The sequence below is a fragment of the Mycobacterium deserti genome, assembly GCF_025345615.1.
Classification (GTDB): Bacteria; Actinomycetota; Actinomycetes; order Mycobacteriales; family Mycobacteriaceae; genus Mycobacterium; species Mycobacterium deserti.
The window spans coordinates 497,939-513,633 of sequence record NZ_JAODWD010000005.1 but is presented as its reverse complement, the minus strand read 5'-3'; the positions used below and the strand labels follow the sequence as shown (position 1 = coordinate 513,633).

The 15,695-nt window shown below is 66.5% G+C and carries 15 protein-coding genes; 2 read left to right on the top strand and 13 right to left on the bottom strand.

All coding sequences use genetic code 11. From position 1 onward, the window contains the following. Nucleotides 1–2 precede the first annotated feature (2 nt). From N4S67_RS22320 to N4S67_RS22300, 5 genes are all read right to left on the bottom strand, one after another. The gene (locus tag N4S67_RS22320; protein WP_260995190.1) at nt 3–899 is read right to left on the bottom strand and encodes an SDR family oxidoreductase; all 897 of its coding nucleotides are present in this window, start codon (nt 897–899) and stop codon (nt 3–5) included. A gap of 34 nt (nt 900–933) precedes the next feature. Beyond that, nucleotides 934–2,172, bottom strand: a complete 1,239-nt coding sequence (locus N4S67_RS22315) for a cytochrome P450 (RefSeq protein ID WP_260995189.1) — start codon at nt 2,170–2,172, stop codon at nt 934–936. A 39-nt stretch (nt 2,173–2,211) separates the two neighbouring features. After that, complete coding sequence (locus N4S67_RS22310) at nt 2,212–2,865, bottom strand: TetR/AcrR family transcriptional regulator (RefSeq protein WP_260995300.1); 654 nt, start codon at nt 2,863–2,865, stop codon at nt 2,212–2,214. Nucleotides 2,866–2,979: 114 nt separating this feature from the next. Further along, the gene (locus N4S67_RS22305) at nt 2,980–3,363 is read right to left on the bottom strand and encodes a DUF4267 domain-containing protein (protein WP_260995188.1); all 384 of its coding nucleotides are present in this window, start codon (nt 3,361–3,363) and stop codon (nt 2,980–2,982) included. Between the two features lie 64 nt (nt 3,364–3,427). Beyond that, on the bottom strand, nt 3,428–4,258 hold the full coding sequence (locus tag N4S67_RS22300) for an alpha/beta hydrolase family esterase (protein WP_260995187.1): 831 nt from the start codon (nt 4,256–4,258) through the stop codon (nt 3,428–3,430). A 269-nt stretch (nt 4,259–4,527) separates the two neighbouring features. On the opposite strand from N4S67_RS22300, the gene N4S67_RS22295 reads away from it, so the two are divergent. Beyond that, nucleotides 4,528–4,662: a hypothetical protein gene (locus tag N4S67_RS22295; protein ID WP_260995186.1), complete on the top strand. Its 135-nt coding sequence runs from the start codon at nt 4,528–4,530 to the stop codon at nt 4,660–4,662. Here the strand turns inward: N4S67_RS22295 and N4S67_RS22290 are convergent. Then, on the bottom strand, nt 4,659–5,045 hold the full coding sequence (locus N4S67_RS22290; RefSeq protein ID WP_260995185.1) for a hypothetical protein: 387 nt from the start codon (nt 5,043–5,045) through the stop codon (nt 4,659–4,661). The two genes, N4S67_RS22295 and N4S67_RS22290, sit on opposite strands and share 4 nt — an antisense overlap. A 127-nt stretch (nt 5,046–5,172) precedes the next feature. Between N4S67_RS22290 and N4S67_RS22285 the strand changes: the two genes are divergently transcribed. Next, nucleotides 5,173–5,436, top strand: coding sequence for a hypothetical protein (locus N4S67_RS22285; protein ID WP_260995184.1), 264 nt, complete (start codon nt 5,173–5,175; stop codon nt 5,434–5,436). Between the two features lie 53 nt (nt 5,437–5,489). On the opposite strand, the gene N4S67_RS22280 is transcribed toward N4S67_RS22285, so the two are convergent. From N4S67_RS22280 to N4S67_RS22250, 7 genes are all read right to left on the bottom strand, one after another. Then, a complete protein-coding gene (locus N4S67_RS22280) occupies nt 5,490–5,801 on the bottom strand; it encodes an STAS domain-containing protein (protein WP_260995183.1) in 312 nt (103 codons plus the stop codon). Next, nucleotides 5,801–9,961 (bottom strand): SpoIIE family protein phosphatase, encoded by a 4,161-nt coding sequence (locus tag N4S67_RS22275; protein WP_260995182.1) that lies wholly within the window; start codon nt 9,959–9,961, stop codon nt 5,801–5,803. The genes N4S67_RS22280 and N4S67_RS22275 overlap by 1 nt, the downstream gene beginning before the upstream one ends. A gap of 3 nt (nt 9,962–9,964) precedes the next feature. Continuing rightward, on the bottom strand, nt 9,965–10,330 hold the full coding sequence (locus N4S67_RS22270; RefSeq protein ID WP_260995181.1) for an STAS domain-containing protein: 366 nt from the start codon (nt 10,328–10,330) through the stop codon (nt 9,965–9,967). 129 nt (nt 10,331–10,459) lie between these two features. Beyond that, nucleotides 10,460–11,143 (bottom strand): PAS and ANTAR domain-containing protein, encoded by a 684-nt coding sequence (locus N4S67_RS22265; protein ID WP_260995180.1) that lies wholly within the window; start codon nt 11,141–11,143, stop codon nt 10,460–10,462. Between the two features lie 71 nt (nt 11,144–11,214). Next, nucleotides 11,215–12,282: an Ldh family oxidoreductase gene (locus N4S67_RS22260; protein ID WP_260995179.1), complete on the bottom strand. Its 1,068-nt coding sequence runs from the start codon at nt 12,280–12,282 to the stop codon at nt 11,215–11,217. A gap of 66 nt (nt 12,283–12,348) precedes the next feature. Next, nucleotides 12,349–14,574, bottom strand: a complete 2,226-nt coding sequence (locus tag N4S67_RS22255) for an acyl-CoA dehydrogenase (RefSeq protein WP_260995178.1) — start codon at nt 14,572–14,574, stop codon at nt 12,349–12,351. After that, nucleotides 14,571–15,578 (bottom strand): NAD-dependent epimerase/dehydratase family protein, encoded by a 1,008-nt coding sequence (locus N4S67_RS22250; protein ID WP_260995177.1) that lies wholly within the window; start codon nt 15,576–15,578, stop codon nt 14,571–14,573. The genes N4S67_RS22255 and N4S67_RS22250 overlap by 4 nt, the downstream gene beginning before the upstream one ends. Nucleotides 15,579–15,695 lie beyond the last annotated feature (117 nt).

The following is a 15,695-nucleotide window of genomic DNA, read 5'->3' as shown; positions in this document are numbered from 1 at the left end:
CGTCAGTCCACATAAGTGGTGCCGGTGAGGTCTTCGGACAGTTGCCACAGCGCCCGGTTGGCTTCCTGGTCCCCCACCAGCGCGGGCACCGCGGCGAATGTCACTCCGCCGCCCGCGGTCTCGTACAGGCCGCGCGGACCGTAGTACGCGCCGCCGCATGCGCCCGGCGATACCGCCGCATACAGCGTGGGCTTGATGCCCTCGTCGACGTCGAGCCACATGAACGGCATCAGTCGCCAGGTGAGTCGAGTGAGCCTGCCGTAGGACGCCCCACTGAGCAGGTTGGTCTTGGTCAGGCCCGGATGCGCGGCGTTGGACATCACCGTCCATCCGTGGGCACGGCTTCGACGGTCCAGTTCGGACGCGAACATCAGCTGGGCCAGCTTGGCGATTCCGTACGACCGCATCGGGCGGTAGCCCTTCTCGGCGTTGACGTCGTCGAGGGTCAGGCCGCGCTGCGTGGCCGCGATGCTGCTTACCGTCACGACCCGCGCGTTCGGCGCGGCGCGCAGCAACGGCAGCAACTGGCCTGTCAGCGCGAAGTGCCCGAGGTGGTTGGTGCCGAACTGCAACTCGAATCCGTCCGCGGTGGTTTCGCGTCGCGGCGGTGTCATCACGCCGGCGTTGTTGATCAGGATGTCGATTGGGCGCCCTTCGGCCGCAAGCTCCTCACCCAGCGCCACAACGCTTTTCAGCGAGGCGAGATCGAGGTTTTTGACGACGGGTCTGGCCGCGGGAACGGCGTCTCGGATCTGGCGGCTCGCCACCTCGCCCCTGCCGCGGTCACGGACCGCGATGATCACGTCGGCGCCGGCGGCGGACAGCGCACATGCCAGGCCGTAACCGAGACCGCTGTTGGCGCCCGTGACGACCGCCAGCTTGCCGGTGAGATCCGGCATCGACAGTGTCAACCCGCGAGGTCCCGGCACCGGGCTACCAGGTCACTGGAAGCTCGTAGAGACCGTAAGCCAGCGCATCGTGCTTGAACGGCAGCTGGTCGAGTGGTACGGCGAGCCGCATGGTTGGGATACGGCGCAGCAGTGTCGGCAAGACGATCTGTAATTCCATGCGCGCCAACTGCTGTCCCACACACTGGTGTCTGCCGTATCCGAAGCCGACGTGCGGGCCGTCCTGGCGGTTCAGATCGAGCCGGTCTGGCTCGGGGAACTGCCGGGGATCCCAGTTGGCCGGTGCGACGTCGAGGATGATGCCTTCTCCGGCGCGGATCAACTCGCCGTCGATCTCGATGTCTTCGACGGCGATCCGGCGCTGGCCCGTCTGGATGATGCTGACGAAGCGCATCAGCTCTTCGACCGCGTTCGCGATCACCTTCGGATCGTCGGCATCCCGCAGCAGCGCCAATTGATCGGGATGTTCGAGCAGAGCCACGATGCTGACACCGAGCTGACCTGCAGTGGTTTCGTGGCCGGCGATGAGCACGCCGGTGGCCAGCTGCGCGACCTCCCGGACGCTGATCTCCTCGTTCTTCACTCGTTCAGCCAGATCGGACACGAGATCCTCACTGGGGTCGTCGATCTTGGCGCGCACCAGCTTGGCGAGGTACTTCGCCAGTGCCCCGGCGCCCGCCGCGGCATCCTCCGCCGATGCGTAGCGGCTCATGCCCTTGTTCGCCTGCTCTTGGAAAAATTCGGCGTCTTCGTATGGCACACCAAGCATTTCGCTGATCACCAGCGACGGAACCGCCAGTGCAAGGCTTTCGACGAGGTCGGCCGGTCGTGGTCCTGCCAGGATCGCGTCGATGTGCTCGTCGGTGATCCGTTGCACCGCGGGGCGCAGCGCCTCGACCCGCTTGTAGGTGAACGGCCGCGAGAGCATCCGTCGAAATCGCGTGTGTTCCTCGGCATCCGAGGTAAAAACAGAGCGCGGCCGCTTGTGCACCGTCGCCAGCATTCCCTCGTTCCAGTGCGGATATCCTGGCTTGCGGTCATCCACGCTGGCCCGCCCGTCGGCGAACAGTGCCCGAGTGGCTTCATAGCCGGTGACCAGCCAGGGTGTGCTGCCATCCCAAATCCTGACCCGGCTCAGTTGTCGAGCCTCGTTGAGCTCCAACGCCTTCGGCGGCGGTGCGAACGGGCAGCCTGGCGCCCGCATCATGGGGAAGTCGGGCTCGGGCGCTGTGTCGTTCGAGCTATCGGTCAGCGTGTCGGTCATGGCGCGCTCCTTTGCGTTCGCCGTGCTTTTCCGGTTGGCCTAAACGGCACGCACCGGCGCCTGCCACAGGCCGGTGATCGCGTCGACGAGTCCGTCGGCCGCCAGCGGCCAGGGTGACCGCGCCCGTGGGCCATGTTGTGCCAGCGCGCCTTCGTGTTCGGCGCAGGTGTGCATGAGCAGGTTGCGCGCCATCACCAGCCGCTCGTAGCGCACACGCTTGGGGAGGTCGGGCAGGCACCGGTTGATTCCGCGGACGGTCTGCATCAACTGCGGCGACGACAACGCGTCCTTTGTCACCACATCGCGATACGTCGGGTCAGCCATGGCTTGAGCGGCGAAACGCGCGTAGCAGCTTGCGCTTCCGAGCTCGTCGAGATGATCGGTGAGCGGGCGCACCAGGCACGCCACCCAATCGCGCAACTCGGCGGAGTGGCCGATGTCGCCGAGCATCCTGTCCCGAAGTGCCTCGATCGGTTCGCGGTGCTTCTTCTCGATCGCGCGCAGCAGATCGGTCCTGGAGCCGAAGTGGTAACAGACCGCGGCGTTGTTGCCCTGGCCGGCCGCATCGCTGATCTGCCGATTCGACACCGCGTACATGCCGCGCTCGGCGAACAGCCGCTCGGCGGCCGCGAGCAACACCAGACGTGTGCCCTCTGACCGGTTGCTGCTGAGGGGCCGGGCTGCGGTCACGATCCCCAGTGAACACCGCGCCTTCGATTAAATCAAGCGGTTTATTTAGTTGTGACGGCAGCCTGCAACCGCGGTCCCGCGACCGGAGTCAGATCGCGGCGACGAACTGCTGCCGAATCAACTCTGCACCTGACCGCGGCGACGCGTCGCACCCCACAGGCCGACGCCGATCCCGACGACCGCGCCGCCGAGTCCGATCAGCCGTTGCGATCGAGTCATGTCGTGGTGCGCGCCCACCCCTCCAAGCAGATCCGCCGCGTCCGCGCCGCCGGATGCGAGGAACCAGCCGCGCGTGTCCTGGCCCCGAACTGCTGATGTGACCAGCAGCCCACCGATGAGTGCGTCGCGATAACCCATCGAGCGCAACAGAAGTCGGGTGGTTCCTACCGGCTTGTCTGAATCCCCCCACACGCGGTTCGCGCGGACGGGGTCGACGAGGAAGGAGATTCCGGAGGCGAGTCGGATGCTGCCCGCGGCCAGCGCGGCACGGTCGATCGGCATGGCAAGCAGGATAGTAAGCCTAGTGGCCCGATGCCTCGAATCGCCGTGCCGAACCCGCCTGACCCTAACGTCCGTGCGTGGCGAAGAACTGTCCACTGGCCGGCGAGGCGTCGAGCCAAGTGTGACCGCCGTCGTCGACCTGAACGAAGGTGACCTCGGTGCCGTTGGCACACCCGGCAGCCGTGAAGCGACGAACAGCTCCCATCACGTCCTCGACGGGTGGGTTCGGGCAGGCGTTCAGCTCCCGCCACCGCTGGGCCATCGCCGCTGCGGGCACGACGTCGCTGTAGCCGCCGCGACCGAGCATGGTGCCCCCGTTGAACGGGACGACCGAATCCGCGGTGCCGTGCACTTGGAAGACCGAGACCGGCTGCGACGGCGCGCACGGGACGGCGGCGCCCAACGTTCCGGCGATGGGGGCGATGGCGGCCACGACGTCGGCTCGCTCGCACGCCAGCCGGGTCGCCATGAACGCCCCGGCCGACATGCCGGTGGCGAACACTCTGCCGGGGTCGATGCCGTACTCGCTGGTCAACCTGTCGACCAGGGAGACCAGGAAGCCGACGTCGTCGACGCCTTGCCGGTCCGGTGTCGACGCCCCGCGACCGTCAGCCCAGCTCAGATCGACGCCGTCGGGGTAGGCGACGACGAAACCATGCTGGTCGGCGATCGCGTTGTAGTTGGTCGTGGCAGCCTGGGCGGCGCCCGTCATCCCCGCGCCGTGCATATTGATCACCAGTCCGGTCGGCTGCTGCGGTGGAGCGTGCACCAGATACGTGCGCGGCAGCCCGTTCACGACGAGTTCACCGGGTAGATCGCCGCCAGGGAACGCCGCCACCTGCGCGCCGCCGCCGAACTGGATGAGACCCAACAGCACGGCAGCCACGGCCGTCATACGTACGACGGCTTTCACCGTCACCACCCCCAGGAACGAATTGCAGAAAATCGGTAATGCCGAACCAATCTAACCGGCACGCGCAATCGACCGGTTGGCGGCGGTGAAGCGGACACCGACACCGCGATGAGGCGCGTCACGTTCGGCCCGCTGCGTGCCCGATCTCATGGCCGTTATGGCTCAACTCACGCCGCCACTCGAAGCGGAAGTTCCGGCTCCCCGCGTTGAATGGGATGAACGAAACCGCACACAGGAGAGGTTGTGAACCAGTGACACGCTGGGCACGCATTCGTAGCGCCATAAACGAGTTCCGCGACATCGCCGCGATCGGCCACGCGCTGGCCGACCGACGGATCACCCCGGAACGGGCCTCCGAACTCGTCAGCCGGGTTGGCACCCGCTAGACCTTCAGGGCGGCCGCGAGTCCGTCACAGTCGGCGACGGTGACGGTCAAGTTGGGATGGCGGATCAGGCCGGTCGGGTCGATACCTGGCACCGGCCGGCGAAACTCCATGCATACGCCGCGTTCCCCGTTGGACGCGAAGGTCAGCCCGCGGTCGGCGAATGACAGATGCGCCGGCCCTGCCGTCTTGACGAAACTGTAGGGCCCGGTGATCGCGACATCGACGATGTTGTCGCGCGTCGTCTCGACTCGCCACCAGCCGAAGCGGACCCCGATGCGGCCGTCGTCGATGCACACTTCACATCTCGACGGTGCGACGCCGAACGGCAGCGCCGCAAGCCGATACGCCTGGGAGAACCTAAAAACGAATCGCTGAGTGGTCATCCGCGGCGGCTACCCACGCACAGCACCAGCAAACAGGCCCGTTCTTGGGATCGGTAGCCTGCAGCGCTTTGTGTACTTGCGTCATGACGCGGCCAGACAGGCAGCGCATGACGACAAGGAATCACCAATGAACACCGTTCTCTCCCGCATTCAGGAACAGGTCAGCCGTGTCGATCGCACGCGCAGCCTGATGATCGGAATCTCCGCCGGCTTGACCGCTCTGTGGTCGCTGTACCGCGTGTTCTGGCTGTTCTACGCGACGGCTACGTTCTCCAGCGTGGGCTGGTCTCCGGTCTCGCTGGTGTTCCCCCTGGTTCTCTGGGGTGCGATCGCGATCGCCACGGGGGCCGTGTCGGCCGCCTTCCTGCTGCGCTACGCGAAACAACCATGACCTGACACCCGAGAAGGGGCCGCGGGTACCCGCGGCCCCTTCGTCGTTGCGCCTCAGCGTTCGGACGCCGGCGGCGCGGAGTGCACGTCGACCACGTCGGCAAGGCCGCTGATCTTCAGGACGGGAAGAAGAATCGGGTTGACCACCAATTCGATGTGCTCGGTGTGGGCGAACAGCAGGTTGATCGCGGCGCTGTCGAGATACTCGACGCCACTGAAATCGACGGTGACCATCGCGCCGTCGGTCGCCTCAGCCAGCGCCCGGCCGAAGGCGTCCACATTGCTCAGGTCGAGTTCGCCGACAGCGCTCAGCACGACTCTGCCGTCGTCGCGGCGGCGCGTAGTCACGTTCAACGGTGTCGGCATCAGGCGATCCTCGCGTGCATTTGCACCGTGGTGCCGGTGCCGTCCGACTCGATCGTTACGTCGTGCATCAGTGATTGTATAAGCGAAATACCGCGTCCCCGCGTGGTATTCGGATCCGGCATGCTCTTCTTCCACGATCCGCTGTCGGTGACGGTCACATGCACCCGGTCGGTCAGCGCGATCACGCGCAGGTTGACCGCGCCTTCGGGACTGTCCCGATGACCGTGCTCGATGGCGTTGGCGAGCGCTTCACCGGCGGCAATCAGCACATTGATGATCTGGTCCGGGCTCATCCCGGCCTGCTCCAGCCAACTTCGCATCGCGGCCCGGGTTGCCGCGAGTTGATGCGCATCGGCGGGCAGGGTGAGCTCCAGCGGCACCGGCTGCCGATAGAGCAGCAGCGCAACGTCATCCTGGTAGCCGGCGTCGGGTTTCAGTCGAGACATGACGCGATCGGCCAAGTCGTCCAGGGTGACTGCGCCGCTGTCGGTGATCAGATCCGCGGCGCGGTCAATGCCCTTGTCCAGTGGCTCACGTCGCCGCTCCACGAGACCGTCGGTGTAGAGCAGCAGGGTTGCCCGCGACGGCAGAACGAACCGGGTTTCAGGACGAACCTGTTGAAACGGAAGCCCGAGCGGTGTGCCACTGGCACTGTCGAGCAACTCGACCGCGCCGTCGGCAGTGACGACGACCGGCGGTGGATGGCCGGCACTGGAGTACACCAGTTCCCCGGTCTCGGGCGACAGCACCGCGCAGAAGGCGGTGGCACCGCGCGCGCCCGGCAAGCGCACCGCGAAGCTGTCCATGCCGGCGAACACCGCGCTGGGACTGGGGTTTTCGAGCAGCAGGGCCCGGCAGGCACTTCTCAGCTGCCCCATGATCGCCGCGGCATTCAGGCCGTGGCCGACGCAGTCGCCGACCACGAGGGCGATTCTTCCGTCGTCGAGGTTGACCAGGTCGTACCAGTCACCCCCGACCTGCAGCGGCAGGGCAGCCGGCTGATAGCGCGCCACGAACCCGGACGGCAGATATGCCGGCCCCAGGATCGCCTCTTGAAGGGCCAGCGCCGTCTCCCGCTGCTGGTCGATCTGATGTACCCGCTGCAGGCCCTGGCCGAGGCGGCCGGCCAGCACGGTGAACAGCGTGAGCTCCTCCGGTGAGAAGTGCCGCTGTTCGGCCAGTTCGACGCAGACCACCAACACCCCGAGCGGATGTTGCAGGGCGATGCCCGCAATTGCGGGTTCGGCGGCGTGCGTCGTGAGCACATTGCCGTGTCGTAAGCGATCGACGAGCCTGCGGGTTCGCATCGGCAGCTCTGCCCAGCGCACGGGATCGCCGACGCATAGGAGTCGCGGTTCGACGTCGGGCATGTCGGCGGCGTCGCCGGTGAACGTTGCAGCCAGCACGCGTCGCGCCCGCCACAGTGTGCGAAGTTCCCCGGCCGCGGCGCGAAGCGCCTCGTCAAGCGTATCCGCCTGAGCCAGTTGCTGATTCAACGCTGCGAGCGCCGCCTCGCGTTGCACCGTGTAATGTTCGGCGGTCACATCGCGGAAGGTGCCGACCATCACCCGGCGGCCCGTCTCCGGGTCTTCGGCATGGTTGAAGGTGACGGCGACCCACAATCGGTGCCCGTCACGATGCCGGACGGGGGCGGTGAAACTGCCGTGCCCTTCGCGCAGCATCGACTCGAACGATTCCGCGACCTCCCGGTACGCCTCCGGCTCGGTGTCCGCCGATGGCCACCACGGTTGAACGGCCTCGTACGGCAACCCTTCGGGGCCATAGCCCAGGATGTCGACGAACGCGTCGTTGACCTCGATGACCGCACCGCGCTCGTCAGTGACGAAGAACGCTTCCTGTAGTGACTCCACCAGTGCGGTACGCCAGCGTGCGTGGTGGACGCGCAGTCTCGCCAGCTCGACGTTGGCGCGCACCCGAGCAAGCAGTTCCGCGGCGGCGAACGGTTTGACGAGGTAGTCGTCGGCACCGGACTGCAACCCTTCGATGGACGCCTCCTGGCCGGCGCGGGCCGACAAAAGCAGTACCGGTACGGCAGCGGTGCGCGGATCCGTGCGCAACGCCGCCACTAATGCGAGGCCGTCCAGCCGTGGCATCATCACGTCGCTGACCACGAGATCGGGCACATCGGCGCGGATGGCGTTCAACGCCTGCTGCCCGTCGTGCACGGTCTGGACCAGATAACCGGCTGTCTCGAGTAAGCGGGCAAGGTACTCGCGCATGTCGGCGTTGTCGTCGGCGATCAGCACCCGCGTCGGTGCCGAAGCCCCGGACGCTGACCGGACCGAGCTGGACGTGAAATCCGCGTCGGAGACTTCGACCGGCGAGACCTCTTCGGGCATCCAGCGCAGGGCCTCCTGCACGAAGGGTTCGGCGGCGCCGGATCCGACACGGTCGCGCCCGGCCGCCGCGACCGAGTCAGCGGGCAGATGCGCGGCGCCGAGCGGCAGTCGAATGGTGAAGGTGGTGCCCGCGCCTTCGGTGCTCTCAGCGGTGATGTCGCCGCCGTGCAAAGCAACGAGCTCCTTGACCAGCGCCAGACCGATTCCACTGCCCTCGTTGGATCGCGCGCGGGAGTTCTCGATCCGGTGGAATCGTTCGAACAAGCGCGGCATCTCGTGGGCCGGCACCCCGATTCCGGTGTCGGCGACTTCGACCACAGCGCCGTCGTCCACGCGGCGCACCGCGACCGAGATCGTGCCGTCGAAGGTGAACTTCAGCGCGTTCGACAGCAGGTTCAGGATGACCTTCTCCCACATGTCCGGGTCGACGTACACCGGCTCGTCGATTGTCGGACAGTCGACAAGGAATTCGAGACCGGCCCGGTCGATCGCGGAGCGGAACACGCTTGCCAGCTCGGCGGTGACGGCGGCCAGGTCGACCGGCTCGTAGCGTGCTCGGGTGCGGTTGGCCTCGATGCGCGAGAAGTCGAGCAGGGTGTTGACCAGCTTGTTGAGCCGTAATCCGTTGCGCCAGACGACGTCCAGTTCAGCGCGAGTAGCTTCGTCGACACCGGTCGTCCGGCCGCGCAACTCCGCCACCGGATCCAGGATCAGTGTCAGCGGGGTGCGGAACTCGTGGCTGATGTTGGAGAAGAAAGTCGTTTTCGCGCGGTCGAGCTCGGCGAGTTCTTCAGCCCGCTGCTGCTGGTCTCGGTAACTTCGGGCGCTGCCAATGCCCGCTGCGATATGGGTGGCGACCAGCTGCACGAAGGCTCGGTAGTCGTCGTCGAGAGCCCGATAACGGTTCAGCGCCGCAACCAGGAATCCGCTCGGCGACCCGCCCTGCTGCACCAGCGGCACGATGAGCGCCTGGACGGGGGGATCAGGCCAGTCCCCTGTCGGAAGGCGGGGAAAGTCGGAGAGATCCACCAACTCCGAATCGCCGTGTGCTGCACGCTCGACGGGCCACATCGCGGCGCCGGGTGTCAGCTCCTCGGGAGCGGCCGGGTGCGTCACGTCGATTCCGCTCGTGCCCGCCAGGCGAGCGTCGCCTTGTTCGTCGAACAGGTAGGTCAACGTGAAGGGCAGATCGCGCTTGTTGTGGCCGAGCTGCCGGTCGACGAAGGCCAGGATCTGCTGCTCGGTGCGCACGACGCTCGGGTCGGACCCCAGGTCTCGCAACGTCGCCATGCGCCGCTCGCTGATCACACGCTGGGTGTCTTCGCTGACCACACAGAGCATGCCGGCCACGTCGCCCTCGTCGTCGTGCAGCGGGCTGTAGGAGAACGTGTGGTAGCTCTCCTCCACGTAGCCTGAGCGCTCGACGAACAACAGCAGCGCCACGTCCCATGTGGCATTGTCCGTCGCCAGGACGCGCTCGATCCGCGGGCCGATGTCGTTCCAGATTTCGGCCCACACTTCACGCGCGGGTCGCCCGAGCGCCCACGGATACTTTCGGCCGAGGGTGTCGCGGCGGTACGCGGCGTTGCAGAAGAACGTCAGCTCAGGTCCCCAGGCCATCCACATCGGGAAGCGTGACGACAGCAGGATGTTGATGGCGGTCTGCAAACTCTGCGGCCACCCCTCCGGCGATCCGAGCGGTGTGGCCTGCCAGTCCACCCGCGTCAGGTCGCGACCGACCTCGATGTCCGCGCCGAAGACGGCGGGCACCGAACCGCTGTCAACGTCGCCGGCACTCAACGGTCATCTCCTCGGCGAGCTGTCATCAACGGCGTCGGCCACTGTTGGATACGGCCGCAGCACATCGTCGAGCTTGGTCACCTCGATGGGGCGGATGACCTCGGCCGTGCTGGCAACCAGACGAACCACCACCCCGTCCGCGCGACCGCGCTCGTGACAGTCGAGGATGCTGTTCAGCCCGGCGCTACCGAAGTAGGTGACGTGCCCCAACTCGACGACTAACAGTCGAGCCGAGTGTTCCGACGCCACCTCGAACGCGGCGTCGAGTTGGCCTCTGAGGTGATCGATTGTGCTGGAGTCGATCTCCCCCGCGGCCGACAGGATCACCGCGCTGTCGCGCACATCCTGCGAGACTTCCAGTAACGCCACCTGAGCTACTCCGTTAGACGCCGAGCCCGGCCCGGCAATCCCTGATTTGCCGGCTGCTGAGCCTCAATTCGCTGTGTCTTGATTCCCTACATTAACGCCGTTGAATCCCCATGCATCGATTCTGCAGCGTTACTGGGTGCGGTTGTCACCGACCCGCTCATGGACGGTGAGCAAGAGGTGGTCGAACTGGTGCCGCAGACCGTCCGGCTGAAACTGCAGCCCATCGAGCTCGGCTACCACCTGAGTGGCCAGGGCCCGCAGCTTGGTGTTGGTCTGTTGCGAACGCCATAACAGCAGGTTGAAGGCCGTTTCGGCGTCGACGCCGTACACGAGCATCAGAGCGCCCTTGGCCTGCTCGATCGCGGCGCGGGACGCGAACAATTCCGGTAGCGACTCATCGAGGGCCTCGCGGCGCGTCCGCGTGAACGTGTCAGTGAGGTCCACGTAGTAGCCCTCCGTTCCGACGACGGCCCCGTCCCCATCGACCATGCGGTCCGCCAGGACGATGACGGTGTGCTCGGCGCCCGAGGTGTCGATGAACCGGTGGCGGCTCGAGAACGAGCCGCCCTGGTGCAGGAGGTGATCGAGCAGATCCTGCACATGCTGGCGGTCGTCGGGATGTTTGTGGGACAACAGCAGCTCAGTGGTGGGCTCGACCTCGCCCGGCTCGTACCCGTGCATTCGGGCGACCTCGTCGGACCACTCCCATCGCTGGCCGACAAACCAGAACCGGAAGCTACCGGCGTCGAGGCGGGGCGCGGGCTGGGATGGAATGCCATCGTCTAGCTGACGGGCCCGTTCCGGGTTCGACATCGCCCTATTGTTTCATCGCGGTGCGTGCGCAACCGACTGTTCGAGCAAGTGCGCCCACCGCCGACGTCGGTTCAGCTGGATTCGGTGAGCACGAACGGCGCGCCGCTTCGGGCGGCGATGTCGGCGACCTGCCGAATCAAGGTGTCGGGCAGAGGAATACCGCGGCGCCCCCGTTCGGAGCGGGCCTCGCGCTCCGGGTCGCCGGGGATTCTGACCTCCTGCTCGTCGCGCTGCATCGCCGTGAGCGTGTCTTCCACGATGCCGGCGACGGAACCGGATGAATTGACCATGGCGGTGTCGATGACGAGAAAGAAGTGGCCGATGTTGTCGCGGTCCCGTGTGTCCAGCGGGGTCGCCGCGTTGGACAGTGCCGTGCTCAGTATCTGCACCATGAGACTCAAGCCGAAGCCCTTGTGCGCGCCGGTTTCCAGGGCGGCGCCACCGAGCGGGCTCAGCGTCGCTTCCTGCGAGGTGAGCATCGCGTACGCGGCGGCGCTGTCGGTCACCGGCCGGCCGGTGCGGTCATAGACCCATCCGACGGGGAGGACATCGCCCTTAAGGGCATAGGCCTTCACCTTGTTCATCGCGACGACACTGGTCGAGATGTCGACGACCAGCGGTTCGCCGTCGGCACGCGGCGCCGCGAATGCGATCGGGTTGGTGCCCAGGACAGGCGAAGTCCCACCCGCGGCAAAGGTGACCGGTATTCGTGTCGACGTGGTGATCAGCGCGATGCAACCACGCTCCGATGCGAGACGCGCGTAGTAGCCCGCCGCACCGAAGTGGCGTGAGTTGCGGACCGCTACTGCGCCGATGCCCGCGTATGCGGCCTTGGCGATGGCCAATTCCACCGCATACACGGCCGTTGCATGCCCCAACCCGTGGTCGCCGTCAACGACGCCGAACGCGGGTCCTTCCTCGGCTATCGCGGGGACGGCGTTGGCGTTGAGGCGTCCCTCATTGAGCAACGTCTCGTACATCAGCAGCATCGACACACCGTGCGAATCGATGCCCGAAAGGTCGGCGTCGACCATCACTGTGGCGGTCGTGTCGGCAATCGGCGCTGCCATGCCCCACTGGATAAGAATGCGCACGATCTGATCCCGAAGCGAGTCTGGCACGAATCGACGCGTTGTCATGCTTGCACCGTGGCGCGCTGAGCGCGCAAGCACAAGTGGACCAACGATCGGCGCTCTTTCGGTTCGTTACTTGCGCGGCAGACCGAGAATCATCTGAGCGATGATGTTCAGCTGGATCTCTTTGGTTCCGCCACCGAGCAGCTCGGCAGGCACCCGCAGATACGGCTGCGCCACCGACGGATCGGAATCGGCGGTCATCGCCAATCTGCCCGTCGATCCCAGCGTGGCGGTGAACGTCCGGCGCAGCAGCACATTCATCGCCACCTTGGCGATGCTCGACGCAGGCCCCGAAGCCTGGCCGTCCAGCAGCCTGATCGTTTCTCGGACACCGAGCGCCTTGATCGCGTTCGCATACGCGTCCAGCTCACCGAGTTCGCGGACGACGTCGTCGCGCTCGTCGCTGCGTGTCGCGGCAAGCCTGCGCAGGGCTGCCGCCCTGTCGAATTGGACGTAACCGCTGATGGCCGAACGTTCTTCGGACATCGTGGCGATGGCCAGCCCCCAGCCGCCGGTCGGTTCGCCGAGCAGCATGCCGTCGGGCACGAAGACATCGGTGAGGAATACCTCGTTGAACTCCGACTCGCCACTGGCCTGCTTGATGGGCTGCACTTCGATTCCGGCCGAACGCATGTCCAGGATGAAGTAGCCGATGCCGCGGTGCTTGGAGGCGGTGTGGTCGGTGCGGGCCAGCAGCGCGCCGTAGTCTGCACGCTGCGCCGACGACGTCCAGATCTTGTGGCCGTTGATTCGCCAACCGCCGTCGACCTTGGTCGCCCGGGTCGTGAGTGCCGCGAGATCCGATCCGGCGCCCGGCTCGCTGAAGAGCTGGCACCAGGCGAGCTCACCGCGTTGGGTGGGCGGGATGAGCTGCTCCTGAAGGTCGGACGAGCCGGCCTTGATCAGCGATGGCAGAATCCATTCGGCGATGCCGAGGGACGGGCGTACCAGCTCGGGCCGTCTACCGAACTCCTCGTCGATGATGAGCTGCTGCAATGGGCTGGCTTCGATGCCCCATGGCCGGGGCCAGTGCGGCGCGATCAGGCCCGTGTCCGCGATGTGGGTGCGCTGCGGCCCGGTCGCGAAGTGCTCGTAGTCCCCCTGCCGACCCGGTGCGTCGTTACGTAACGCCGCTGCGGCGTCGAGCTTTTCGGCCACAAGTGCGCGGAAGTCCGATTCGGCGTCGCCGAGGTCGACGGAGAAGTCCCGATCCTGGGTGGTCGTCACCTCACCCAACGTCCGAGCCCACCGACTCCTGGCACCGATCGACGCGGCCAGGCTGGTCGCCCGCCGCCAGTACAGGTGCAGATCGTGCTCCCACGTGAACCCGATGGCGCCGAACATCGTCAGCGTGTCGAGCACGAGGTCGGGGCAAGGCAGCACCGCCGTCAGCGCGGCTCCCGCCGCGGCAACCCTGTGCTGATCCGGTGGATCAGCCGCCGCGCGCACTGCGTCCCAGGCTGCGGCGCTGGCCAGTTCGCTGTTGACCAACAGCATGGCGGCGTTGTGTTGCAGCGCCTGAAAGGTACCGATCAGCGTGCCGAACTGCTCCCTGGTTCGTAGGTGCGCAGTGGCCGCCTCGACGCACCACTCAACGATGCCCGCGGAGACGCTGGCGGTCAGGGCGAGCGCAACGCATTCGGCGCGATCGGTGTCGATACCGGCGAGGACGTCAGGGGCGGAGATCGGATAGTCGGTGAGGCGGATGAGTCCCAGATCGGTGAGCAGGTCGGTGCCGGCGACGGGTTCGACCTCGGCAGCGGCATGCGCTGTGTCGATCGCCAACCAGAGTTCGTCACCGCCTCCGGCAATGGCAGGAATCAACGCTATTGCCGCCGAACACATTCCGGCTATGACTTCGGACGCGCCGGTGACGAGCCACCGGTCGCCGTCGGCGCGTGCGCGAAAGTCCGAGTTCTGCGGAAGGACCAGCGTGGCCGCCTCCCCGTCGGCGAGTCGGCGCAGTACCGCCTCGACCCGCGGCGACGGTTCGGCCAGCACGGCGACCGCCCCTGCCGCGACGGTGGGCAGCAGCGGACCGGCCAACGACGCCTTACCCGCCGCCTCGAGCACACACGCAGCGTCCATTAACTCCCCACCCTGACCGCCGTAACAGTCCGGCAGGTGTACGGCGTGAAATCCGCTGTCGGTCAGTTCTTTCCACCACAAGGGAAGGTCGCCCCGCGCCAATGCGTCGAACGTGTCGCGCGTCGACGAGATCGGCGCCCGACGCGCCGCGAATCGGCCGACCGAGTCGGCCAACTCGCGCTGTTCGGGTGTCAGTGCAAGCGTCACAGCGGCTCCTCGCAGCGTCGACGTGCCTCCCGGAAGAAGTGCGCTGCAGCGACGATCGCCTCGGGCGTCGGCGACGGGTCCCAGCCCAGTTCGCGTACGGCCTTCGAGTGATCCAGCGGCGTCATGATGTTCATCAACCGAATGTTCAGCGGGGTCAGCTTGGTGTCCTTACCGCGAAGCCTGGCCAGCCAGCTGCCGGGGTAGCTCATCGCCGACAAAAGCCGTATCGGGATCCGCAGTCGTGGCGGCGTGACCCCGACTGCCTCACAACCGATCTGATGAATCTCCCGAGTACTCATCCACCGCTCGGAAACGATGTAGCGTTCACCCACCCGGCCGCGCTCGGCCGCCAACACCATGGCGCGCGCAGCGTCCTCGATGCCCACGACCTCCGCCTCGTACCCGTCGATGTAGAACGGCAGCTTGCCGCGCACGGCGGCGGACAGCAGCCCGCCGTGCGGAGTGGGCTGCCAGTCCCCTGGCCCGAACGTGTTCGCCACACACATCGCCACCGCGGGCAGACCCATCTCCGCGCTGTACCGCAGAACCATCTCTTCGCCCAGCACGCGACTGCGGATGTACTCCCCGCCGATGTCGAGCCAGTTGTGGGCGGTGGTTTCGTCGGCCAGGCCGCTCGTCGACCTGCCGATCGTTCCGATCGAACTGGTGAATACGAACCGCTGCAGGTCGGCCTCGACAGCCACGTCGAGGACGCCCCGCAACCCGTCCACGTTGGTGCGCCACATCGGCGTCGGGTCGAGCAACCAGGGTCGGGCGTCGACGACGCAGTAGTAGACGACATCGCAATCGCGCATCGCCGAGCGCACGCTCTCCAGATCGAAGATGTCGCCGCGGCGGATCTCGACGGCCAAGCCGTCGATGCCGCGTGTCGAACTCGTTGGGCGAACCAGTGTCCGGACGTCATCGCCGCGGGCGACCAACTGCTTGGCGACGTGGGAGCCGAGGAATCCGCTGGCGCCGATGACGAGCTTCTTCGATGCCATTGCCCGCCGAGAGCCCTCGCCTTCCCCTCGCACCCTTACGAGACGCAACGTCTCGTATTGCCAAGAGTAGGCGGCGCTGTCACCATCTGTAAAGACGGTCCCCGTCGGATGCGGAGG

Coding starts and splice junctions, on each gene's coding strand:
- N4S67_RS22250 (WP_260995177.1), bottom strand. CDS start 15,578: ATGGCATCGAAGAAGCTCGTCATCGGCGCCAGCGGATTCCTCGGCTCC.
- N4S67_RS22315 (WP_260995189.1), bottom strand. CDS start 2,172: ATGACCGACACGCTGACCGATAGCTCGAACGACACAGCGCCCGAGCCC.
- N4S67_RS22280 (WP_260995183.1), bottom strand. CDS start 5,801: ATGCCGACACCGTTGAACGTGACTACGCGCCGCCGCGACGACGGCAGA.
- N4S67_RS22260 (WP_260995179.1), bottom strand. CDS start 12,282: ATGACAACGCGTCGATTCGTGCCAGACTCGCTTCGGGATCAGATCGTG.
- N4S67_RS22290 (WP_260995185.1), bottom strand. CDS start 5,045: ATGACCACTCAGCGATTCGTTTTTAGGTTCTCCCAGGCGTATCGGCTT.
- N4S67_RS22300 (WP_260995187.1), bottom strand. CDS start 4,258: ATGACGGCCGTGGCTGCCGTGCTGTTGGGTCTCATCCAGTTCGGCGGC.
- N4S67_RS22265 (WP_260995180.1), bottom strand. CDS start 11,143: ATGTCGAACCCGGAACGGGCCCGTCAGCTAGACGATGGCATTCCATCC.
- N4S67_RS22320 (WP_260995190.1), bottom strand. CDS start 899: ATGCCGGATCTCACCGGCAAGCTGGCGGTCGTCACGGGCGCCAACAGC.
- N4S67_RS22285 (WP_260995184.1), top strand. CDS start 5,173: ATGAACACCGTTCTCTCCCGCATTCAGGAACAGGTCAGCCGTGTCGAT.
- N4S67_RS22305 (WP_260995188.1), bottom strand. CDS start 3,363: ATGCCGATCGACCGTGCCGCGCTGGCCGCGGGCAGCATCCGACTCGCC.